Consider the following 18,594-nt stretch of genomic DNA (forward strand, 5'->3'; position numbering starts at 1 on the left):
TGGATCGCGGGCGGGGGCGAGCGGCGCTCCCGCCCGGCATCCGGAAGGAACCACCACGTGACCACCCCCGACATCAACGAACGCTACGTCCTCGTCCAGGACGGCATGTGGATGTACTACCTGATCCTCACAGTCAAGGGCACCTACAATCCCGCCGCGACCAGCGCCACCGCCTACGCCAACGGCGAACCCATGACCAAGCTCAACGTCCCCGGCTGGTGGGGCACCACCAGCCCCGGCCCGCACGAGATCGCCGTCCACATCCGCAACGCCGACCGCATCGTCCGTTGGGACCTGAAGGACCTCGGTAACGAAAACGCGCGCTTCCTGCGGACCCTCACGCCCGAGGAGTTCAACGAGCGCTCTGGCGACGATGACATGTGGTACAGCCTGTACTCCGCCGTCAGGGAGCCGACCGAGCCCACCATCGTCCCCGTGGACGGCCCCTGGATCGTCCTCCAGGACTCGCCGCTCCCGCCCGACGCCAAAGCCACCCCGACCTGGACCGCGGGCCTGCCCACCACCCTCACCAAGCGAGGCGAATACCGCCACCTCTTCCCCGGCTACCTGTCCGGCCTGCGCGACCACCTCGCCAGCATCATCAAGCGCATGCCGTACGTCACCGGCTGCTACAACCAGGACCAGATGCTCAAGGTCTACATGACCGTCCCCCTGGAAGTGCCAGAGAAGAGGTGGGTCACCCCGTTCACACTCGACAAGCGCAGGAGGCCCAAGCCCGTGCTGCGTGAAATCACCGTGGACCGCCACCTCCACCTGCCCGTCCCCGACCAGGTCCAAGGCAGCAGCCAGGCCGACGCGCTCAAGAACTGGGGCGAGCAAGTGGAGCACTGGACCGGTGTCGTCGAGTCCGCGTCCGTCAAGGCGTGCAGCGCCTGCCACGGTCGCGGCCACGTCCTCGACGGCGCGGAGGAGTACATCCCCGCCAAGTAAGCCGACACGGAAACGCCCCGTCGCCCACGAAGGGCGGCGGGGCGTTCGCCTGCTGAAGGGCCGCCGCCAACGGAGCAGGACACAAACCGCACACGCGCCCTAGAACACCCGTCATGCCCACCACAGCCCCAGAGACCGGCCGACGCGACGCAAGCGTAAATGTTCGGCACAGTGCCCCCACCATGGACACGAACACCACAACCCGCAGCAGACTGGCCGAGGAATACCAGGCCGGAACCACCATCCGCGAACTCGCCACCCGCCATCGCATCTCCCAGCAACAGGTCTACGAAGCGCTCGTGGACGCCGGAGCGGCCGCGCCTCCCCGGCGCCAGCAACGCCGAGGCAGGCTCCGCCCCCAGACCAGGCAAGCCATCGTCCGCGCCTACAAGGCAGAGCAGACCATCGACCGGATCGCCTACCGGTACAACGTCGGCGAGAACACCGTACGACGGGCCGCTGCCGCCGCCGGCCTGCCGCCCCGCCCGCTTGGATCGCTTCGCGGCTTGGACTACGACCTGATCCAGGACCTGGCCAAGCAGGGCGCGACGTCGAAGGACATCGCAGCCCGCATCAACTCCACACCCGGCAGCGTTCAGCAGGTGCGCCGCAAGCTGAAGCGGGCGCCAGACGGGAAACTTCCCTACGACCGGCCGCTCTCGCCCGCGCGACGCATCATCCTCCGCAAAGCCCACCTCCAGAGCATCGACATCGACGCGCTCGCCCAGCAGCACCTGGCGGGCGCATCGGTCCGCGACCTCGCCCAGCAGCACAATCTCACCTACTCGTGGATCTACAGGCGTTTCCACCGCGCTGGAATCCCCCTGCAAGGACAGCCCAGCAAGAGCCAGCGGGCGGAAATCGCCGCAGCCTACGCGGAAGGGCAATCCCTCCGAGACATTGCCGCCGCGTTCGGCATCAGCCCCGGCAGCGTCGCCCCCATAGCCCGCGCCGCCGGCATCCCACCGCGCCCCACGGGCAAGCCACGCATCAACGACTGGAGCCACATCACCAGCCTGGCCGACCAGGGCATGACCGCGCCGCGCATCGCCGCCGCGGTGGGCTGCTCAAAACGGCACATCGCGCGCGTGCTCAACGGCTCCGGCTACACCTGGACCGGCACCATCTGGGAGCCCCCGGCCGAGTAACGCCACCCGCGCCCGGCACCGCTGCGGCTGCCGGGCGCCCCCAGAAACGGAGCGAGACGTTAACCCCAACCGCCCGGGATGCTCCCGCGCATGATCACCCACACCGCACACCCGGCCACGCCGCCCACGCTGGCCGACGCCGGCACCCCCATCTACGACCAGCTCCTCACCGAGCACCCCGGCCTGTTCGACCGCGCCCCCTGGAACGCAGCCGCGCCCGCCGCCGCGCAGCCCGACCAGGCCGGCATCGACACCGTCGTGATGCCGCGCATCACGACGAACCCGTGGTTCACCCCGCGCATCCCCGCCGGAGCGGCCGCGTGAACGCCCCCGACCTCGACGGCGAGGACCTCGCCCTCATCGCCGGCTGCGGGGCGTTCGTCGGCACCCTCGTGCGGAACCTCGCCATCGCCGCGCTACTCATCGCCTCGATCGCCACTACGGGCGTGCTCTCCGGCGTGCTGTGGTCCACCACGGCCGCCTTCGTCTCCTTCTCCGCGATCAGCGCCGCGAACCGCGCCTACCGCCAGCGCCGCCCCCGGCCGGCGCCCGCCCGCACCACCGTCAAGACCAGCCGATAGGACACCCGTGTACGCCGCCCAGCTCACCCACACCTTCGACGCCGCCCACCGGCTCCCGCACCTGCCCGGCAAATGCACCAACCTGCACGGCCACACCTGGCGGACCACCATCTACATCGCCGCGGCCGACCTGCACGACGGCGTGCTCGTCGAGTTCGGCAGCTTCAAAACCCTGATGCGCGACTGGATCGACACCAACCTTGACCACGCCGCGCTGCTCGGCGCCGCCGACCCCCTCACGCCTGCTCTGCGCGCCGAGGGCTGCCGCGTCTTCACCTTCGACACCGCCGCCGGCCACGCCAGCTCCTGGCCCACCGTCGAGACAGTCGCCCACCTGATCGGCCACCAGGCCGGCCAGTGGCTGTTCAACCTCGCCAGCCCACGCCACGCGCAGATCTCCCGCGTGGACGTCGCCGAGACGCCCGCCAACACCGCCACATGGATCAACCCCAACTCCGCCACATGGACAACCGCGTGACCCAGCACAGCCCGGCAGCACACCCCACCCAGGAGTACGACGTGACCCACCCACGCCGCGGCCCCGGCCGCCCGACCAAGCTCACCCCCGATATGCAAGGCCGGCTGATCACACTGCTCGGGAACGGCTACTCGGCGGCAGAAGCAGCCCGCGAAGTGAACCTCTCGCCATCCACCATCAGCCTCTGGCTCCGCAACCGTCCCGCCTTCAGCGCCGCCGTGGACCGCGCCCGCCTCGATCCGCCAGCCCTGCCCGCGCCACAGCCGCGCGCCGCGGCCACCACCGCGGCGCTGGCCGCACCCGCGGCCCTGGCCAACCTCGCACCCGCGCCGGTACCGGGCATGCTCCGCGAGATCATCCGGCAACACCCAGACGGCGTGATCGAGATCGAACGCCACTACGCCGACGCCGCCCCGACCGAACCGCCAGCCGCGCCCCAAGCCGCGGCCGAGAACACCAGCCGCGCCAACGACCACCAGGAGATCCTCGCCGCCCTGCAACGCATCCACCCGCGCAGCATCGCCCGGGTGCAGCTCGACTACCTCACCGGCCACCGCGACCGGACCCTCCAGGCCCTACGGGCGCTGGAGACACTCCACCTCGTCGAGCGGCAAGTCCACGGCAAGCAAACCAGATGGCGCGCCACGGCGGGCCCCAGCCACTGAAGGAGAACGCGATGAACTACCTCGACCCGAAGCGCCTCAACGAGGCCCGCCTGGAGTGCCTCAAGCTCGCCGCCGAGTGCACGCTGTCCGGCCCCACCGACGTCCACGCCGACGACATCGTGAAGGTCGCCCGCCGCTTCGAGACCTACCTGGTGAACGGCGAATGAGCCACGACCGCCGCGTCCCCCTGGCCGCCATCTTCAAGCCGGCCGGGGACCGCGACGCTGTCCCCAGGATCGACCGGATCACCGCCCATGTCGCCCTGTCGGACGGCAGCACGATCACCTTCGACATCCCCCAGCCGCTCAGCGCCGGCATCGACTACCGCGACGAGCCCCGCTCCTGCTGGCACCACATGTCCCTCGTCGCCCCCGCCTCCGCCATGCCGTGCCGTTGCCAGACGGAAGAGGAGCTCATCCTGTCCATCCAACTCAACCCGTGGCGCGACGACGGCCAGCCGGCCTACACCGTCGCCCAGCAGACACCCGAGCGAGGCAGCAGCCCATGAGCACCGACGACGACGAGACCAAGCACGCCGGCGGCCGCCGCACCAAGCTCACACCCGAACTCCAGCAGAAGCTCTGCGGCCACATCCGCGAAGGGCTCTACCTGGCCACCGCGTGCGCCCTGACCAACGTGGGCGAGTCCACCGTCTACCGGTGGCTCGCCGACGCCGAGAAAGACGACGCCCCCGACGAGCTCCGCGACTTCGCCGAGGCCGTCGAGCAGGCCCGCGCCCAGGCCGAACGGCTCGCCGTGGACGTCATCTTCAAGGACTTCCAGGGCGGAGTCTTGATCAAGCGATCCGAACGGCCGGACGGAAGCGTAGAGGAGCAGTGGACGCCGCCCAACGGCAAGCTCGCCCTCGAATACCTCGCCCGCACCCGCCGCGACCGCTACCAGCCCGTCAAGGCCCTGGAGATCACCGGCAAGGACGGCGGGCCCGTCGCCATGTCGCACGGCGTGGACCTCACCGGCCTGGCCGACCGCGTCGCCCAGGCCGCCCGCGAAGCCCAGCAGGCCGGCGACGACGACGGGGGAGAGGTCACCCCGTGACCCGCCCCAGCACGCGCGCCTTCCAGCACGCCGCCACCGTCCCCGAACGGCCCGGCATCGCCGTCGCCTATCAGGCGCTGGAAGACGCGCTCCGCCGCGAGATCGCCGAACGCATCCTGCGCGGCCGCCGGCCGTGCCCCGACCACCCGGCGGCCGGCGGCCGCCCCTCCTGCTCCGCGTGCGGCGAGCACCACGCCTACAGCCAGGCCGCGCGCATGGCGCTCGGCATCCACCGGGAGCTGTCTGCGGGGGCCAGCTCCTGACCTCGCAGGCGTGGCGGCCCACGCCCTCGAGGTGCGTTGCTCTGCAACGCGGAACGGCCCGCCAGCGGTGGACGCTGGTGGGCCGTTCGAGGTGTCGGGGTGGCGCTTAGGCGAGGGAAACTCCAGCGCCCCACCACAAGGGGCGATTGACCGGCTATCCGATCCCGCCGCGCCTGCCCCAGGTCAGGCAGGGATGGCGGGCTGCAACGGCCGAGTCGGCAGCAGCGCCGGGATCGGCTCGGCGGGCCCGGGGAACCACCGCTGCGTGATCTGCGCTGTCCGGTCGGCGGGGTCGCCGTGCGCGACCAGCACGTCCAGTTCCCATGCGCCCTCCAGGTGGCGGGCGATGACGTCGAAGTAGGCGCGGGCCAGTTCCGGGCAGGGCGTGCTGGTCCACACGAACACCTTGATGATCTGCCTCTGCTCGTCTACCTCGGTGATGTGGCGCGGGTCGAGATCGCCGAGCGCGAGCGGCGGGAAGCGCAGCATGGCGGGCTGGGGGATGTCGCCGCGCCGCTGTGCGGCGAACAGGGCACGGATGAGGTGGGCGCGCGTGAACTTCATGAGCTGGGAGGTTTCCTTCCGGGTGGTGGGCCCGCCCGCCGCTCGGACGGGCCCGGGAGGGGACTAGACGACGTCGAGCAGGTGCGCCAGCAGGGCGCGGACCTGGTCAACGGTGAGGTCGATGCTGTCGCCCTCGTCGGTCACGCTGCACAGAAGCACCGTGCCGAAATACGGCTGATAGGTGTAACCGTGATGCCGCGCCAGCGCGGTCGCGAACGGGTTGATCTCCTGCGTGTAGATCCCTTCGTCGTCGAGCCACATGTCCAGGCGCGAGGTGAGCCGAACGACGTCCACCGACCGGCAGCCGATCTCCCGGTACATGACGTCCAGGCTGCTACCGGTGGTGGGGAGGTTGACCTCGCGGATCTCGCCCTGCGGAGTGAGGACGATTGCGGTGCTCACTGCTGGTGTTTCCTTCCGGTGTTTCCTACGGGAGCGCCGCTCGCCCCCGTCGAACTACTAAAACATTAGCAGTCTTCTTTAACGTTGTCTATCCAGGTAGATCCGAGAATCTGCCAGCACGGCAAAGGCCCGCCCTGTTCGGGCGGGCCCAGGGGAGTGGTTCAGCGGCGGGCAAGTGCGGGGCTGCGCAGCGACACCTGGACCTGCTCGCCGACGTCGTAGAACAGGGTCGGTGTGGTGTGCGGCACGTCGCCCTCGTACACCGTGACGGCGATCCGGCCGTCGTCGCCGGCCTCGGCGTGCGCGGCCATCACGTACGTGGTGCCGCCCACGTGGATGAGGTAGCCGTCGCCGAGCTGCTCGGCGTCCACGTGCGTGTGCATCGGGGTGCGGGTCATCGCGTCCCTTTCAGGAGGCGGGCCCGCCCGCGCGGCGGGCAGGCCCAGGTAGGGGATCAGGCGGAGAGCCGGAGCAGGAAGGGCGCGAGGTCGCGGAGTTGGTCGGCGGTCAGGTCCCGGCTGCGGCCCTGCTCGTCGATGCCGCACACCAGGACCGGCCCGTACCACGGGATCCACAGGCCGCCGAGCCGGACGGACAGCTTGGTCGCGGGCATGTTGGTGTCGTGGCCCAGGCCCTGCCTGTTCGGGTCGATCCACATGCCGACGCCCGGGGCGAGCTGGTGGCGTTCGGCGGAGAAGGCATTGAGCAGGTCGAGCGTCAGGGGCAGGGTGCAGGCGGTGGCGGGCAGGTTGACGACGCGCATCTGCCGGTTCGGCAGCAGCAGAATCGAGGCGCTCACAGGCGGTGTTCCTTCCGGGGGAGAGGGCCCGCCCGCCGCTCGGGCGGGCCCAGGAGGGACGATCAGGCGGCGAAGATCAGGTTGATCACGGTCAACTCGCCGTACCGCTCGGCGTACCGCTCGTTCGCCTTGTCCTGCACGCGCTTCTTGGCGGGCGTCTCCGGCGCGTACACCGGCTGGAGCCACATCACGAGCGCCGGGTCGCGCCCCTCCTCGTGCGACTCCTCCACCAGGTGTGCGTTCTCGAACCTGTCCCACGTGGCGAGCTGCACGCGCTGCTCGTGGGTCAGGCCCACGAGGTAGGACCGGCAGAGTTCCCGAGCCTCCACGAAGAACGGCTCCACCAGCGTGAAGTCCGGCTCCACCGCGACGATGCGGCCCATGTGGGCGAGCGCGTCCACGACGTTGTTGCGGATCTGCTTCCACGCGGTGTGGTCGCCCTTGTACCGGTCGGCGATCTGCCTGGCCAGCGCCAGCGAAGCCGTCATCCGGTCGTGCGCCTCCCGCATGTGGGAGGGAGTGATGTCGTAGTAGCTGGTGAGCGTCGTGATCGCCAGCCGCTGGAGCCACAGGAGGTGGGTCTGGTGCGAGGACTCGCGGGTCAGGGGCTTCGCCATGGGTGTTCCTTCCGGTTGGGGGAGCGCCGCTCGCTCCCTGCCGACTACCCAAACATTAGCAGTATTCTTTAATGTTGTCTACATCGGCAATCACCGCTTTGCCTGTGTAGACATCACTAAAGAAGACTGCTAATGTCTTAAGTGTTCGGCGGGAGCGAGCGGCGTTCCCGCAGGAAACACACCGGAAGGAAACGCATGCGTTTCGCCACTCTGACCTGCATGTTCGCGACGCTCGTCGCGCTCGCGGTCGGCTGCCTCTTCGCCCTCCCCGCCGCCGCTGCGGCGCTCACGGAGACCGGGCAGATCACCTCCCCCACCCCCGGCACCGCCCTCACCACGGGCAAGCCGGTCACGGTCACGGCGACCGTCACGGACGCCTGCTCCGCCACCCTGACCCTGCGCACCCCCACAGGCGACAAGACGAACCTCGCCAAGGAACCGGGCAACCCGACCTGCCTCGGCGAGATCGCCGTCACCGCGACCTTCACCCCGGACGCGCCCGGCAACTACACCCTCGCCATCCTCGGCAGCGTCCCCCTCAGCGAGATGAGCCTCACGGCCACCGCCGCCCCCAGCCCCACCCCGACCGTCACCGAGACCAAGACCGTGACGGCCACCCCAACCGCCTCGGAGACGCCCAGCGCCACCCAGACGCCCAGCCCGACCCCGACCGTGACCAAGACCGTCACCCCGAAGCCCAGCGCCACCCCGACCAAGTCGAGCACGGCCAAGCCCCGCGTGACCACCACCGTCAAGGTCACCGAGCCCGCCCCCACGACGGGCCAGCAGCCCACCGTGAACAACTACATCCCGACCGTGCCGACCGCCGCCCCCAGCGGCACCGACCCCAACACGGACATCACCTTCCCGACCGCCGCACCGGTCACCACCGTGACCGCCCAGCCTGACTACATGGCGATGTGGCTGGCCATGCAGAACATGTCCGCCAAGGACGACGGTGGCAGCATCTGGGACGCCATCCTCCGCGTGATTGGCTTCCTGGCCATCGTCGCCGGGATCGCCGCCGCCGCCTGGATCGGCTTCAAGGTCTTCCGCAAGCGCGGCGACCGCCACGGCGACCTCCACTGAGCCCAGACCTAACCACGCCTGCCCCGGCACCATCCCGCCGGGGCAGGCACCCCACCCCCTGAGCCAAGTGGAGGACACCCATGCGCATCACGCTTGCCCGCTTCACCGCCCACACCCTCGGCCGCGCCGCTGGCCACCTCGCCACTCTCGCCGCCCGCATCACCCCGCCGTACGAGGAGCCCGCCCACACCTGCCGCACCTGCGACGCCGCCGCCACCACCTACGCCCCCGGCTTCGGCTGGGTCTGCGCCAACACCGGCCACTAGGAGCCCCGATGCACCTCGCCGCCGAACGCTGGCTCGCCAAGCGCGCACTCGGCGCGGCCCACCGCGACGTGAACCGCTGGGCCCGCCTCCTGCGCATCGCGGTGCGCGTCCCGATGGCCACGCCGATCGACCTCGCCCACGCGCTCGCCCTACGCGACGCCCCGGCCCGGCCGATCGTCGCCAAGGTCCTGGACCGCTACGAGCGCGCCCAGGGCGATCTCCTGGACGCACGCACCGCCCTGGCCGACCTGAACCGCTAACCGATCACCACGGGCCCGTACGAGCGGCGTACGGGCCCCAACCCGGAAGGACACCATGACCACCCCCGACATCACCCCCGACATCATGAACCACCTCCTGCGGGCCCTGGAAAGCCACGAGACCAACGAGATCGGCTGGGCCAACCCCGAACTCCACGTCGTCACCGCCGCCACCGTCAACGGCGTCCTCACGATCACCCGCCACCACATCCCCGCATGGCAGTGGAGCGCCCTCCTGGTCGGCGTCATCGGCGCGCCCGGCGCGACCGGCGACGCCGAGCACGACCTCAAGCTGTACGCCGACACCTGCCAGCCGATGCCCGGCTTCCTGCTCGTCGCCCTCACCTACGACCACGAGAGCCAAAGCTTCGAGCAGCTCGCCCAGCGCTGCGTGACCGCCATCGACCGCAACGGCAAGCCGTACCACCTCGCCCGCGAGCACGGCGACGACGAGCCCACGTTCGAGCCCGTCGCCGTCCCCGGCTCCGCCCCGTACGGCGACGTTCTCGCCCTCGTGGCCGCCGCCCTCAACCGCTGACCCACACACCACCCCCGGGCCCGTACGAGCGGCGTACGGGCCCCGCCCACACCGGAAGGAACCACAGCGTGCGCGTCTCGAACGCCGACCCCACCAACAGCGACCGGGCCGAAAGCGGCATCGTCGCCATCAGCGCCTACGCCAACGACGCCTACATGGCCGACAACCGCGACCTCAGCAACGACGAACACCTCGACCAGGCCGCCCGCGACGCGATCGGCGACATCCTCCACCGCCTCGAACGCGCCCACGTCCACCCCGGCGTCATCCTCCAGGCGGCATACCAGCGCTACCGAGAGGAAGCCCTCGCCGACGAGCCCGGCCACCGGCCGTCCCTCGCCTACCCGCACGCCTGCGGTTACTGCGACGCCCTGCCCGGCCAGCCGTGCCGCTGGGGCTGCGAGTCATGGGAGCTGTACGGCCACACCCGCCTCACCGCGCCCGAGCAGCTCGGCGAGCCCACGCCCGCCGACACCACCCGCTAACCACCCGCCCGGCCGGAGCCGCGCCCACGCGGGCGCGGCTCCCCGCACGCCAGGAACCACCCCGTGACCAACCCTCCGGCCCTGCGCCGCTTCCGCCTCGACACCATGACGTTCATCGTCGGCGAGGTGACCGCCCGCACCCGCAGCGAGGCCCGCGCCAAGCTCCGCGACGTCGTCGAAAGCCTCACCCTCACCAGCGGCGACCCGGACGTCACCCTCGAATCGCTCAGCATCGACGGCGACATCGACGTCCTCGACGAAACCCCCGTCACCACACCCGACGCCCCGGCGGCCGGCCACGACGACCCGGGCGCGGCCGGCCCCCGCCTCTACGGCGGGCTCGACATCTTCCTGCCCCAACCCTGAACCACCAGCGGGCCCGCACGAGCGGCGTACGGGCGCGCCAGCACCACCGGAAGGAACCACCCCGTGATCCAGCCCCACACGTACTTCGCCCCGGACGCGATCGACGAGCTCGTCCACGCGGCCGCCGCGTTCGCCGCCGGCCACGACCTCGACGACATCACCCCACGACAGCGCGAGCTCGCCGAGCTCGCCTGCCAGATGTTCCTCGACCCGGGCGAAGAGGGCTACCAGCTCCGGCCCTCCACCGACCCGGACCTGTCCCGCGTCATCGTCACCCTGGAGACGTTCGCGCGCACCTCCCGCACCGTCACCGTGGCCGTGGACGTCCCGCCCGCCATCGCCGACAACGCGGACGCCATCCACGACCACCTGCACCAGGGCGGCGTCTACTGGCTGGAGCTCGCCGAGCACTACCGCGCCGACGACGACCTCGAAGTGACCGAGGTCCGGCTCGGCGTATCACCCGTCGCGCCCGTCCTGCACAGCTACGCCCTCGACGTCGAGCTCGACGCGGTGGCCCGCCTGCACGCCTACACCCTCGACGAGGCCAAGCAGATCCTGGCCAAGGCGCTCACGTGCGTGCCGCTCGGCGAAGTCGGTGAAGTCCGCATCACCGAGGCCACGCTGAACCGCGCGCCGCACCTGTTCGAGATCGACGGCCGCGACGTGGACAGTCCCCGCCCGTACACCGTGACCGGCCTGCTCGACCTCGACATGTCACCCTCCCCGCTGTACGTCGCCGGAGTCGTCGAAGGCGAGCGCGACATGTGCGACAGCGACAGCAACTCCGGCGACTTCGGCGAGTACCAGCGCTACGCCGTCACCGTCGAGGCGAACGACGCCGACGAGGCCGCCGCCATCGCCGAGCGCCTGGCCACCAGCGACCACGAGGACGACGCCGACGACGCCGACAAGGACGAAGAGGAGGACGGCGGCGAGGACCTGGCCCAGGCCGCCTAAACCACCCCGGCCGCGAGCGCCGACCGCACCGCGCGGTCGGCGCTCGCCCGCGTTCAGAACCGTTCGGCAGCGTTCACCGACGTTCGGGCCCGGACACTAACCCATCCCGCCCGACACCCTCCCTCTCTCAACCGCCAGGCCGTCGAGGGCCTGGACCGCGAACGAGGGGGCACACCCGTGCAAACCATCACGTCGCCGAACAAGACCAGGGGCCGCATCGCGCCAATCCGCGTCATCGTCGTCCACACGATGGAGACGGGGGAGAGCTCGACCGTCGCAGAGAACGTGGCGGCCTACTTCGCCCGCACCAGCACCAAGGCGAGCGCTCACCTGTGCGTGGACAACAACAGCGTCGTCCGGTGCGTCGCCGACAGCGACACCGCATGGGCCGCCCCCGGCTGCAACAGCGACGGGCTCCAGATCGAGCTCGCCGGACGCGCCGGCCAGTCGAAGGCGCAGTGGGCCGACGAGTACAGCAAGGACCTGCTCGACCTCGCCGCCCGCCAGGTCGCTGTCTGGTGCGACAAGCACAACATCCCCGCCCGCCGGCTCACCCGCGCCCAGCTCCGCGCCGGCCAGCGCGGCATCGTCGGCCACGCCGACGTCAGCGCCGTCTACAAGCGCAGCGACCACTGGGACCCGGGCCCGAACTTTCCCTGGGACTCGTTCATCGCCCAGGTCAAGCACTACCTCGGCGGCGGCACATCACAGCCGGCCAAGCCGACCACACCCAAGCCGTCCACCACCAAGCCCGGCGACTGGCCGGCCTTCCCCGGCCGCCTGCTCGCCTACCGGCCCGGCACGGCGCTCATGAGCGGAGCCGACGTCACCACCTGGCAGAGCCGCCTCAAGCAGCTCCGCTACACGATCACCGTGGACGGCCGGTACGGGCCCATGACCGCCGCCGCCACCAAGGTCTTCCAGCGCGCTGAAGGCCTCGACGCGGACGGTGTCGTCGGCCCCAAGACCTGGCGCGCCGCCGACTGAACTTCCGCCCCCGCACAAACCCGCAAACCCTACACAACCCTGCACTCCCGCAGGTCACACCCACCCTGGAGCCCATATGTCCCGCACTATCCTGCAAGCGATGCTGACCAGCATCGCCGGCATCGCCACCATGCTGTGCCCGCCGGCATACGCCAGCCAGTGGTGGCCCGGCAACTTCCCTGCGCTCGTGGCCGCTCTGCTCGTCGGCTGGCTGCTGTTCCTCGCCTTCGTCATGGTCACCGGGACCGACAGGAACAAGCCTGCCCCGGCCGCCCCGAGTACCACGCACCTGCTACCCGGTCACCAGCCCAGCCCCGACGACCTGACCATCAACTGGGGTCAGCTCACCTCACGCCTACCCGTGGACGACGCCGAACGCATCGCACTCGACCTGCTCAACCAGGTGCGCGCCGCCCGCACCCGCGCCGCTGCCGCGGCGGCCGACGCCGGAATGGCCGCGCAGTGACCGCCGCCGGGATCGCCCTGACGATCCTCATCGCGGCGGTTGCCTGGATCATCGTGTCCAGCCTGTGCGCGTTCGTCGGCCTGTGCATCGCCATGAGCCGCAACGAACTCGGCGGCATGGCGCTGATGTTCCTCGGACCCGTGGCGGCGTTCGGAGTCGCCGCCGGCGTGTCCATCGCCCTGATCTGGTGAGCTACAGCAGCACGGCGAGCGTGGCCCACGTGGCGGCCGCGCCCGCCACGGCGCCTGCCAGCGTCTGCGCCGGTGTGTGGTCGCCCAGCGTGGCCCGCGACCAGCCGATCAGCCCCACCACGACGGCGCCGACCACGCCCACCGCGTACATCCAGCCGCCCGGCACCACCCATGCGACCATGACGACGCTGCCCGAGGCCACCGCCGTGTGAAACGAGATCTTCCATCCGGCCACGGTGACCGGCCCCAGCACGGCGAGCGTGGCCAGCATGATGGCCACGCACGCCACCATCACCCGCGGAGCGCCGAGCACGACCAGCAGCGCCAGCGCGACCACCACCAGGGCCACGATCACGGCGATCAGCTTCGGGCGCTGGGACCGCTCGGTGATGTGCCGGTTGCCGAACCGGCCGGACCGCACGCCGAGCGCGATCACGGCCGCGGGGATGCCGCCGCACAACACCGCGGCGATCAGCGCCCAGCCGAGCCCGACCCACCCGCCGGTGATCGCCCCCACCGCGAGCGGGAGTCCCATCACGAAGTTCTTGGGTGCCAGGACCTCCGTTAAGAGGCGCGCGATACGGCTCTCTCCGCGCTCGGCCGTCTGAACGCCTCCGCCACCTTGAGCTGCCACGCCGTCTCCTTCTCAATGTCGTTGCCGAAGTCCGGCCCGGGAATCTCACCCTCAGGATCGTCACCGACCTGGCCCGTACGGGCCGCCGCGAGGGCGCTCCGCACCCAGTCGGCCGCGTCGCCCGGGTGCTCGCTGGCCGGAGCCGACGTCACCGCCGTGAGCTTCAGCATCGCGTCGCGGATCTCCAGCACCCGCCGCACTCGTTGCGTCTTGAGCGTGCCCTTCATGCCGAGCGCCACGTCCGGGAACAACGCGGTGAGCCCCTTCCACAGCGGCCGCAGCGCCCACAGGATGCGCATCTCGCGGATCCGCGCCGACGCAGCCCGGTAGGCCGGAATCGACGTGCCCGCCGTGATGCCGGCGATGCAGGCCAGCAGCGTGGCCTGCCCGAACACATCGTTCTCGCGCCACGTCGTGTCCGGGTTGATCAGGTTGGCGAGGTTGACGACCATCACCTCGGCGCGGTTGGCCACGCCGGCGACCATGCTGATCGTGGACAGCACCAGGCCGACGCGCAGCAGCGGCGGCGCCTTCCGCGCGTAGCTGGCGAACATGAAGCCGGCGAACGCGAGGCACGTCATCAGCCACGCATCGAACACCGCCAGATAGACACGGCCCTGCCACGCCGTCTCAACAGGGGAGTGCGCGCCGTCCACCCAGTAGATGCGGCCTCCCCGGATGAGGAACATCAGGGTCAGGGTGGCCATCGTGACCGCGGCGCCCGTCCAGATCCGGCGGGCCCGCCACGTGTCCGGATCGCGCGTGATCGTCTCGACGTACACCAGCAGGAACGTCGCCGACGCCAGGCCGGTGAGGTGGCGAAGGAGAGTGGCCAGTTCCGTCTGCGTGGTGGCGTCCAGCCATTCGACGATCGGCGCCGCTGAGAACACTCTGCTGAGAGCCAGGCCGGTGAACGCGCCCCAAAGCATCCTCTGCTGGACCGACTCCATAGCCGGCCGGATGCGGGAGATCGCAGCACCCCACAGCAAGACCATGGCTAACCAGTCAACAACGCCCACACGCTGCTCCTATTCGTATCCGAACGTCTGCTTGATCCGCCGCATCCCTTCGTCGCCGTCAGCGGCGTCGTCGAGCGGCTCGTTCACGTGCATCAGGATGAGCGTGGCCAAGCGTTCGGCGTCGCGCTCCTCCTGCGTCTGGTACTTGCTCCGCCCGGCCGCCCGGATCGCCGTCATCCCCAGCGCCTTGCCCAAGAGCCAGCTCAGCGCCGTCTCGTCGTCCCCGACCTGGCCGTGATTGAGCAGCATGTGAGAGATCTCGTGCAGCACGATGAGCACGCGCAGGATGCCCCGGGCGCCCGGGGCGACCCAGATGTGGTCAGCCATCTCGGTGGCGATCCACAGCCCGTTGACGGCGCCGGCAATCCCCTCGGGCAGGTCGAGCACGAAGAGGGGACGGCCACGAGCTTCGGAGATGCGATCCAGGTACGTCTCAAGATCGAACGGCTGCGGAATCGGGACCGCTTGCAGAGCCGCATGCAGATCAGGGTTGAAACGCACCTGTTGGGGACCTTTCCGAGCAGGCTGGACAGCCTACCCCGGCCCCCGCCTGCTGGCTGCTACAGATCGTCTAGATTTCGTCTCGCTCACGCTCGCGCTGCCGATGGCGTTCTTCGACGCTCAGCATGGTGTCCAGCATCTGCTCGACGGCGTCGAGCGACGCCGAGTCCTTCAAGCCGGTCAGCCGCTTGGCGACGTTGCGCATCTTGAGCGCCATCGCCTTGTCTTCCATACGAGCGACCTGCGCCGCTTCCTCAGGCGTCAGCGGCCCCTCGTCAGGCTGCTCCTCGACGCCGACCAGCCAATCGAGGGACTTGCCCAGGAACCGGGCCAGACCCGTCAGGATCACAAGCGACGGATTCTCCGCCGTCCCCTTACGCAACTGGCCGATGTAGGCGTGCGTGACCGTAACGCCCTGCTCGCGCAGCAGCTTCGCGGTTTTCCGGTCGGACAGACCTCTCTCGCGCAACGCCTCATCTAGCCGTTCGGCCAGAGTCGCCACCGTTATACCTGCCCTTCCGGGATAACCCACACATTCCGGCTGGACGCCAACAGTACACACTTTTCCCGGAATGGTCGCCACTAGTTGACATTTGACTCATCAAGCGATCGAATCGTCCCTCCGAGTGGAAACCAGCGACGACCAACCCAAGCTTCCGCCAGTTGACACACCGTACTGGAGCACGATTTGTCACACCGCAGCGCTGCGGCCCTGACCTCGCCGGACGGCACGCCGCCCCTCCTCGCCCCGCCGACCCGCCATCCCCGCGGCTCCACAGGCGGCATGACGGCACGGCACGCCCGTCACGGCTCCGGCTGGAACGGAAGCCCGTGCGCCTGGCGCTCCCGCTCGACCGCGCGGGCGATCCGCCGGCGCGCCTCCGGCGGCAACTCGGCCACCCGCTGGAACAGGCCTAGCTGCGACTCGACCGCCTCAAGCAGCTCCTGTTCGAGGTTCTCGCGCAGATACTCGACCGGGACCCCGTAGAAGCGGGCGATGCCGACAGCCTTGTCCACGGAGATCGACTTCCGGCGGCCGGTCTCCAGCATCGACAGGTAGGCGTCCGTGATCGGCACGCCCGTCGCGGCGATCCTCGCCGCCACCTCTCGCAGAGAGTACGGCTCGCCGTCCACCGGATTGATCGTCAGCTCGCGCATGCGCTTGAGCCGAGCCGCTAGATGCGGCATCCCACCTGCCCAAACGCGCTGCGAACCCTAGTTGACATAGGTGCACATTAGTCGGAACGATGAACCATCCCAAGGCGCTAACTACTGTTAGTGGAGCCCCGCCCAAGGAGCACCACATGGCGAGAGAACCCCAAACCCCAGGAGGCGACTTCAGCCGCCTCCTCGACCTCTACCTCCGCGACCACCGCGAAGGCCCCGCCCTCGACAAGTTCGCGCTCATCGACGCCCTGGCCAATGAGCTCGCCATCGCCGACCAGCGGGCGAAAGTCCTCCTGTCCCTCCTGTCGCTCGAGGCCGAACGCCTCGTCAACGAAGACGGAGTCCAGACGAAGGTCATCGTCTCCCACATCCAGAACAAGACCCCTCTCGACCGGAAGAAGACCGCGCTCTACGACCTGATTAAGAAAGCGCCCGAAGCCGCCGAACTGCTCACCGACTTCCTCCAACGCGAGCAGGCGCTCCTCCAGCAGGCAGCCGACGACCCGCGCACCAGCACCGCCTACCGGCTCGCCGCGCGCGCCCGGGTCATCCAAATGCGCGAGGCCACCAAGCGGTTCATCGGCCGCTTCAACCGCATCCCCGTCTCCGCGCTGATCCCCTTCGGCGCGGGCGGACTCCTCGGCAGTAAGGCCGCGGCAACCTCCGGCGGCGCAACGGGAGCCGCCGCCGCTGGCGCCGCAGCCCCGGCCGCCGCCGGCACGGCGAGCGTCGCAGGCGTGGCGGCCCCGGCCGTCGCCGGCACCGCAGGCGCCACGAGCTTAGGCGCGGCCGCGATCAGCGGGGGAGGGACAACCCTGGTCGGCGCAGCCAGCCAGGTCATCGCTCAGGTCGCCGGCGTCGCCGGCATCACCATGACGCAGGCGGCGACCGCGGTAGCCGCCACCGGCCTGGTCGCCACAGCGCCCGTCATTCTCGACGCGCCCCGCGAGCCCGCCCCCATCGTCATGCTTGCCGAGCCCGCACCAGCCCCCACGTCGGAGACGACCGCGCCCGCCGCCAGCCCCACCTGGGCCGAACCCACCCCGTACGCCACGCCGACCTCAACGCCGACGACCGCGATACCGACGCACACGCCCACGGCCACAGCCCCGACCACCACGGCGCCGCCCTCGCCTGTGAAGTCCTACCCCCTGGTGGCGACGAAGGCGGCCACGCCGGAAGCGAAGCCCACGAGCTCGGCAGCCGTCACGCCGCAGCCCGTCGTCACGTCCTCCTCGCCGCGGGCGACTGCGGAGCCGACGCAGCCCACCTCCACGCCGACCCTCCCACCGCCCGACCAGGCGGCGGTAGCGCCGCCCACGCCGACAGCGACACCGACCATCACGCCCGAGCAGACGCCCACACCAGACCCGTCCACTTCGGCCCCGCTGCCGACGACATCCCCCGACCTCCCAACACCCACGCCGGACCCCAGCACGCCAACCGCACCGCCGACGAGCTCCACCCCAGAGCCGACCAGGCATACGCCACAACCGGACACCACCACGCCCGCACCCGACCCCACCGACCCGCCGGCGGCGCCGCCCCAGACGCTGGCACCGGGCCTGCCCGCCGGCCTGCCCTCGCCGGCGTCAGCGTGGTGGTACGGCCCCTGACCGGGCGTCCCCTGAACCGGGCTTCCGTCTCCGCCCCTTGGCGAGCTGCGCAGAGCTCGTCCTTGCTAGGCGGGAGGGGCGGAGACGCGAAGCCCTACCCCTTCCTGTACTGCTCCATCTTCTCGAGCTCCTCCGCACTCACCGCGCGCAGGAACCACCACGCCGTGTAGGGCGCCCGCTGATGCAGCAGCACCCGCTCCCGCACGTCGAGCCCGGCCGCCGTCCCGTCCAGGTCCACCAGGTACGCCCGCAGGCTGGCCAGCCGATTCACCTTCGGCACGACCATGCCGAGCAACTCGTCGTACTCGGCGACCTCCTCGCGCGGCACCTCATACCAGGCGTGCACCGCAGTCACCGTCCACCACACCAGCGGGTCATCATGCGGGATCAACTGACCGCCCGCCCCGCGGTCCTCAGGCCAGTTGTGCAGGTGCACCCGCGACCGCTCCATATGCTCACGTTATCGAACGCATGAGCTAGTGCCGCAAAAGACGGGGGAGAGGCTGCGCGGGTGGGCGCGCGACG

32 protein-coding genes are annotated in these 18,594 nt (G+C 70.3%); 21 read left to right on the forward strand and 11 right to left on the reverse strand.

Going from position 1 to position 18,594, the window contains the following annotated elements; genetic code table 11:
* Positions 1 to 57: 57 nt before the first annotated feature.
* From AB0I79_RS17505 to AB0I79_RS17550, 10 genes are all read left to right on the forward strand, one after another.
* A complete protein-coding gene (locus AB0I79_RS17505; protein ID WP_357873566.1) occupies positions 58 to 951 on the forward strand; it encodes a hypothetical protein in 894 nt (297 codons plus the stop codon).
* Between the two features lie 182 nt (positions 952 to 1,133).
* On the forward strand, positions 1,134 to 2,099 hold the full coding sequence (locus AB0I79_RS17510; RefSeq protein ID WP_357873569.1) for a hypothetical protein: 966 nt from the start codon (positions 1,134 to 1,136) through the stop codon (positions 2,097 to 2,099).
* A 90-nt stretch (positions 2,100 to 2,189) separates the two neighbouring features.
* Positions 2,190 to 2,423: a hypothetical protein gene (locus tag AB0I79_RS17515; protein WP_357873571.1), complete on the forward strand. Its 234-nt coding sequence runs from the start codon at positions 2,190 to 2,192 to the stop codon at positions 2,421 to 2,423.
* A complete protein-coding gene (locus AB0I79_RS17520; RefSeq protein WP_357873574.1) occupies positions 2,420 to 2,680 on the forward strand; it encodes a hypothetical protein in 261 nt (86 codons plus the stop codon). Before AB0I79_RS17515 ends, AB0I79_RS17520 begins: the two co-directional genes overlap by 4 nt.
* A 7-nt stretch (positions 2,681 to 2,687) precedes the next feature.
* Positions 2,688 to 3,158: a 6-carboxytetrahydropterin synthase gene (locus tag AB0I79_RS17525; RefSeq protein ID WP_357873576.1), complete on the forward strand. Its 471-nt coding sequence runs from the start codon at positions 2,688 to 2,690 to the stop codon at positions 3,156 to 3,158.
* Positions 3,143 to 3,823: a helix-turn-helix domain-containing protein gene (locus tag AB0I79_RS17530; RefSeq protein WP_357873579.1), complete on the forward strand. Its 681-nt coding sequence runs from the start codon at positions 3,143 to 3,145 to the stop codon at positions 3,821 to 3,823. The genes AB0I79_RS17525 and AB0I79_RS17530 overlap by 16 nt, the downstream gene beginning before the upstream one ends.
* A gap of 11 nt (positions 3,824 to 3,834) precedes the next feature.
* Positions 3,835 to 3,990, forward strand: coding sequence for a hypothetical protein (locus AB0I79_RS17535; protein ID WP_357873582.1), 156 nt, complete (start codon positions 3,835 to 3,837; stop codon positions 3,988 to 3,990).
* A complete protein-coding gene (locus AB0I79_RS17540; RefSeq protein WP_357873584.1) occupies positions 3,987 to 4,331 on the forward strand; it encodes a hypothetical protein in 345 nt (114 codons plus the stop codon). Before AB0I79_RS17535 ends, AB0I79_RS17540 begins: the two co-directional genes overlap by 4 nt.
* The gene (locus AB0I79_RS17545; protein ID WP_357873587.1) at positions 4,328 to 4,879 is read left to right on the forward strand and encodes a hypothetical protein; all 552 of its coding nucleotides are present in this window, start codon (positions 4,328 to 4,330) and stop codon (positions 4,877 to 4,879) included. The genes AB0I79_RS17540 and AB0I79_RS17545 overlap by 4 nt, the downstream gene beginning before the upstream one ends.
* Positions 4,876 to 5,142, forward strand: a complete 267-nt coding sequence (locus tag AB0I79_RS17550; RefSeq protein ID WP_357873590.1) for a hypothetical protein — start codon at positions 4,876 to 4,878, stop codon at positions 5,140 to 5,142. Before AB0I79_RS17545 ends, AB0I79_RS17550 begins: the two co-directional genes overlap by 4 nt.
* Before the next feature lie 183 nt (positions 5,143 to 5,325).
* On the opposite strand, the gene AB0I79_RS17555 is transcribed toward AB0I79_RS17550, so the two are convergent.
* From AB0I79_RS17555 to AB0I79_RS17575, 5 genes are all read right to left on the reverse strand, one after another.
* A complete protein-coding gene (locus AB0I79_RS17555) occupies positions 5,326 to 5,706 on the reverse strand; it encodes a hypothetical protein (RefSeq protein ID WP_357873593.1) in 381 nt (126 codons plus the stop codon).
* A gap of 63 nt (positions 5,707 to 5,769) precedes the next feature.
* The gene (locus tag AB0I79_RS17560) at positions 5,770 to 6,108 is read right to left on the reverse strand and encodes a DUF3846 domain-containing protein (RefSeq protein ID WP_357873596.1); all 339 of its coding nucleotides are present in this window, start codon (positions 6,106 to 6,108) and stop codon (positions 5,770 to 5,772) included.
* Positions 6,109 to 6,269: 161 nt separating this feature from the next.
* Complete coding sequence (locus tag AB0I79_RS17565) at positions 6,270 to 6,506, reverse strand: hypothetical protein (protein WP_357873599.1); 237 nt, start codon at positions 6,504 to 6,506, stop codon at positions 6,270 to 6,272.
* Between the two features lie 56 nt (positions 6,507 to 6,562).
* A complete protein-coding gene (locus tag AB0I79_RS17570; protein WP_357873601.1) occupies positions 6,563 to 6,907 on the reverse strand; it encodes a hypothetical protein in 345 nt (114 codons plus the stop codon).
* Between the two features lie 62 nt (positions 6,908 to 6,969).
* Complete coding sequence (locus AB0I79_RS17575) at positions 6,970 to 7,524, reverse strand: hypothetical protein (RefSeq protein WP_357873604.1); 555 nt, start codon at positions 7,522 to 7,524, stop codon at positions 6,970 to 6,972.
* Between the two features lie 195 nt (positions 7,525 to 7,719).
* Between AB0I79_RS17575 and AB0I79_RS17580 the strand changes: the two genes are divergently transcribed.
* From AB0I79_RS17580 to AB0I79_RS17625, 10 genes are all read left to right on the forward strand, one after another.
* Complete coding sequence (locus AB0I79_RS17580) at positions 7,720 to 8,613, forward strand: hypothetical protein (protein ID WP_357873607.1); 894 nt, start codon at positions 7,720 to 7,722, stop codon at positions 8,611 to 8,613.
* An 80-nt stretch (positions 8,614 to 8,693) separates the two neighbouring features.
* Entirely contained in the window at positions 8,694 to 8,879 is a 186-nt protein-coding gene (locus AB0I79_RS17585; RefSeq protein WP_357873610.1) for a hypothetical protein, read from the forward strand.
* 8 nt (positions 8,880 to 8,887) lie between these two features.
* On the forward strand, positions 8,888 to 9,139 hold the full coding sequence (locus AB0I79_RS17590; RefSeq protein WP_357873612.1) for a hypothetical protein: 252 nt from the start codon (positions 8,888 to 8,890) through the stop codon (positions 9,137 to 9,139).
* A 55-nt stretch (positions 9,140 to 9,194) separates the two neighbouring features.
* Entirely contained in the window at positions 9,195 to 9,677 is a 483-nt protein-coding gene (locus AB0I79_RS17595; protein ID WP_357873614.1) for a hypothetical protein, read from the forward strand.
* A 68-nt stretch (positions 9,678 to 9,745) separates the two neighbouring features.
* Positions 9,746 to 10,162 (forward strand): hypothetical protein, encoded by a 417-nt coding sequence (locus tag AB0I79_RS17600; RefSeq protein WP_357873617.1) that lies wholly within the window; start codon positions 9,746 to 9,748, stop codon positions 10,160 to 10,162.
* A 63-nt stretch (positions 10,163 to 10,225) separates the two neighbouring features.
* On the forward strand, positions 10,226 to 10,528 hold the full coding sequence (locus AB0I79_RS17605; RefSeq protein WP_357873621.1) for a hypothetical protein: 303 nt from the start codon (positions 10,226 to 10,228) through the stop codon (positions 10,526 to 10,528).
* A gap of 63 nt (positions 10,529 to 10,591) precedes the next feature.
* Positions 10,592 to 11,488: a hypothetical protein gene (locus AB0I79_RS17610; protein WP_357873623.1), complete on the forward strand. Its 897-nt coding sequence runs from the start codon at positions 10,592 to 10,594 to the stop codon at positions 11,486 to 11,488.
* 177 nt (positions 11,489 to 11,665) lie between these two features.
* Positions 11,666 to 12,475 (forward strand): N-acetylmuramoyl-L-alanine amidase, encoded by an 810-nt coding sequence (locus tag AB0I79_RS17615; protein WP_357873626.1) that lies wholly within the window; start codon positions 11,666 to 11,668, stop codon positions 12,473 to 12,475.
* A gap of 100 nt (positions 12,476 to 12,575) precedes the next feature.
* Entirely contained in the window at positions 12,576 to 12,941 is a 366-nt protein-coding gene (locus AB0I79_RS17620) for a hypothetical protein (protein ID WP_357873628.1), read from the forward strand.
* Positions 12,938 to 13,132: a hypothetical protein gene (locus tag AB0I79_RS17625; RefSeq protein ID WP_357873632.1), complete on the forward strand. Its 195-nt coding sequence runs from the start codon at positions 12,938 to 12,940 to the stop codon at positions 13,130 to 13,132. The genes AB0I79_RS17620 and AB0I79_RS17625 overlap by 4 nt, the downstream gene beginning before the upstream one ends.
* 1 nt (position 13,133) lies before the next feature.
* Here the strand turns inward: AB0I79_RS17625 and AB0I79_RS17630 are convergent, their stop codons facing one another.
* From AB0I79_RS17630 to AB0I79_RS17650, 5 genes are all read right to left on the reverse strand, one after another.
* Positions 13,134 to 13,667 (reverse strand): hypothetical protein, encoded by a 534-nt coding sequence (locus AB0I79_RS17630; RefSeq protein ID WP_357873635.1) that lies wholly within the window; start codon positions 13,665 to 13,667, stop codon positions 13,134 to 13,136.
* Between the two features lie 29 nt (positions 13,668 to 13,696).
* Positions 13,697 to 14,761 carry an MAB_1171c family putative transporter gene (locus tag AB0I79_RS17635; protein ID WP_357873637.1) on the reverse strand — a complete coding sequence of 355 codons (1,065 nt, stop codon included), beginning with the start codon at positions 14,759 to 14,761 and terminating at the stop codon, positions 13,697 to 13,699.
* A gap of 33 nt (positions 14,762 to 14,794) precedes the next feature.
* Positions 14,795 to 15,286 carry a hypothetical protein gene (locus AB0I79_RS17640; protein ID WP_357873640.1) on the reverse strand — a complete coding sequence of 164 codons (492 nt, stop codon included), beginning with the start codon at positions 15,284 to 15,286 and terminating at the stop codon, positions 14,795 to 14,797.
* A 70-nt stretch (positions 15,287 to 15,356) separates the two neighbouring features.
* Positions 15,357 to 15,788, reverse strand: coding sequence for a hypothetical protein (locus AB0I79_RS17645; RefSeq protein WP_357873643.1), 432 nt, complete (start codon positions 15,786 to 15,788; stop codon positions 15,357 to 15,359).
* 302 nt (positions 15,789 to 16,090) lie between these two features.
* Positions 16,091 to 16,444, reverse strand: coding sequence for a helix-turn-helix transcriptional regulator (locus tag AB0I79_RS17650; RefSeq protein ID WP_357873644.1), 354 nt, complete (start codon positions 16,442 to 16,444; stop codon positions 16,091 to 16,093).
* A gap of 146 nt (positions 16,445 to 16,590) precedes the next feature.
* Here AB0I79_RS17650 and AB0I79_RS17655 point away from each other — a divergent pair, with 146 nt between their 5' ends.
* On the forward strand, positions 16,591 to 18,069 hold the full coding sequence (locus AB0I79_RS17655) for a hypothetical protein (protein WP_357873647.1): 1,479 nt from the start codon (positions 16,591 to 16,593) through the stop codon (positions 18,067 to 18,069).
* Positions 18,070 to 18,163: 94 nt separating this feature from the next.
* Here AB0I79_RS17655 and AB0I79_RS17660 read toward each other — a convergent pair whose 3' ends face one another.
* A complete protein-coding gene (locus AB0I79_RS17660) occupies positions 18,164 to 18,520 on the reverse strand; it encodes a hypothetical protein (RefSeq protein ID WP_357873650.1) in 357 nt (118 codons plus the stop codon).
* Positions 18,521 to 18,594: the final 74 nt, after the last annotated feature.

It is taken from the genome of Nonomuraea sp. NPDC050202 (assembly GCF_040656115.1).
Lineage (GTDB): Bacteria > Actinomycetota > Actinomycetes > Streptosporangiales > Streptosporangiaceae > Nonomuraea.

What these genes read in the sequence shown, in the direction of transcription:
- AB0I79_RS17510 (WP_357873569.1), top strand. Translation starts at nt 1,134, where the DNA reads ATGGACACGAACACCACAACCCGCAGCAGACTGGCCGAGGAATACCAG.
- AB0I79_RS17515 (WP_357873571.1), top strand. Translation starts at nt 2,190, where the DNA reads ATGATCACCCACACCGCACACCCGGCCACGCCGCCCACGCTGGCCGAC.
- AB0I79_RS17530 (WP_357873579.1), top strand. Translation starts at nt 3,143, where the DNA reads ATGGACAACCGCGTGACCCAGCACAGCCCGGCAGCACACCCCACCCAG.
- AB0I79_RS17535 (WP_357873582.1), top strand. Translation starts at nt 3,835, where the DNA reads ATGAACTACCTCGACCCGAAGCGCCTCAACGAGGCCCGCCTGGAGTGC.
- AB0I79_RS17540 (WP_357873584.1), top strand. Translation starts at nt 3,987, where the DNA reads ATGAGCCACGACCGCCGCGTCCCCCTGGCCGCCATCTTCAAGCCGGCC.
- AB0I79_RS17545 (WP_357873587.1), top strand. Translation starts at nt 4,328, where the DNA reads ATGAGCACCGACGACGACGAGACCAAGCACGCCGGCGGCCGCCGCACC.
- AB0I79_RS17555 (WP_357873593.1), bottom strand. Translation starts at nt 5,706, where the DNA reads ATGAAGTTCACGCGCGCCCACCTCATCCGTGCCCTGTTCGCCGCACAG.
- AB0I79_RS17565 (WP_357873599.1), bottom strand. Translation starts at nt 6,506, where the DNA reads ATGACCCGCACCCCGATGCACACGCACGTGGACGCCGAGCAGCTCGGC.
- AB0I79_RS17575 (WP_357873604.1), bottom strand. Translation starts at nt 7,524, where the DNA reads ATGGCGAAGCCCCTGACCCGCGAGTCCTCGCACCAGACCCACCTCCTG.
- AB0I79_RS17580 (WP_357873607.1), top strand. Translation starts at nt 7,720, where the DNA reads ATGCGTTTCGCCACTCTGACCTGCATGTTCGCGACGCTCGTCGCGCTC.
- AB0I79_RS17585 (WP_357873610.1), top strand. Translation starts at nt 8,694, where the DNA reads ATGCGCATCACGCTTGCCCGCTTCACCGCCCACACCCTCGGCCGCGCC.
- AB0I79_RS17590 (WP_357873612.1), top strand. Translation starts at nt 8,888, where the DNA reads ATGCACCTCGCCGCCGAACGCTGGCTCGCCAAGCGCGCACTCGGCGCG.
- AB0I79_RS17595 (WP_357873614.1), top strand. Translation starts at nt 9,195, where the DNA reads ATGACCACCCCCGACATCACCCCCGACATCATGAACCACCTCCTGCGG.
- AB0I79_RS17620 (WP_357873628.1), top strand. Translation starts at nt 12,576, where the DNA reads ATGCTGACCAGCATCGCCGGCATCGCCACCATGCTGTGCCCGCCGGCA.
- AB0I79_RS17630 (WP_357873635.1), bottom strand. Translation starts at nt 13,667, where the DNA reads ATGGGACTCCCGCTCGCGGTGGGGGCGATCACCGGCGGGTGGGTCGGG.
- AB0I79_RS17635 (WP_357873637.1), bottom strand. Translation starts at nt 14,761, where the DNA reads ATGGTCTTGCTGTGGGGTGCTGCGATCTCCCGCATCCGGCCGGCTATG.
- AB0I79_RS17650 (WP_357873644.1), bottom strand. Translation starts at nt 16,444, where the DNA reads ATGCGCGAGCTGACGATCAATCCGGTGGACGGCGAGCCGTACTCTCTG.
- AB0I79_RS17655 (WP_357873647.1), top strand. Translation starts at nt 16,591, where the DNA reads ATGGCGAGAGAACCCCAAACCCCAGGAGGCGACTTCAGCCGCCTCCTC.
- AB0I79_RS17660 (WP_357873650.1), bottom strand. Translation starts at nt 18,520, where the DNA reads ATGGAGCGGTCGCGGGTGCACCTGCACAACTGGCCTGAGGACCGCGGG.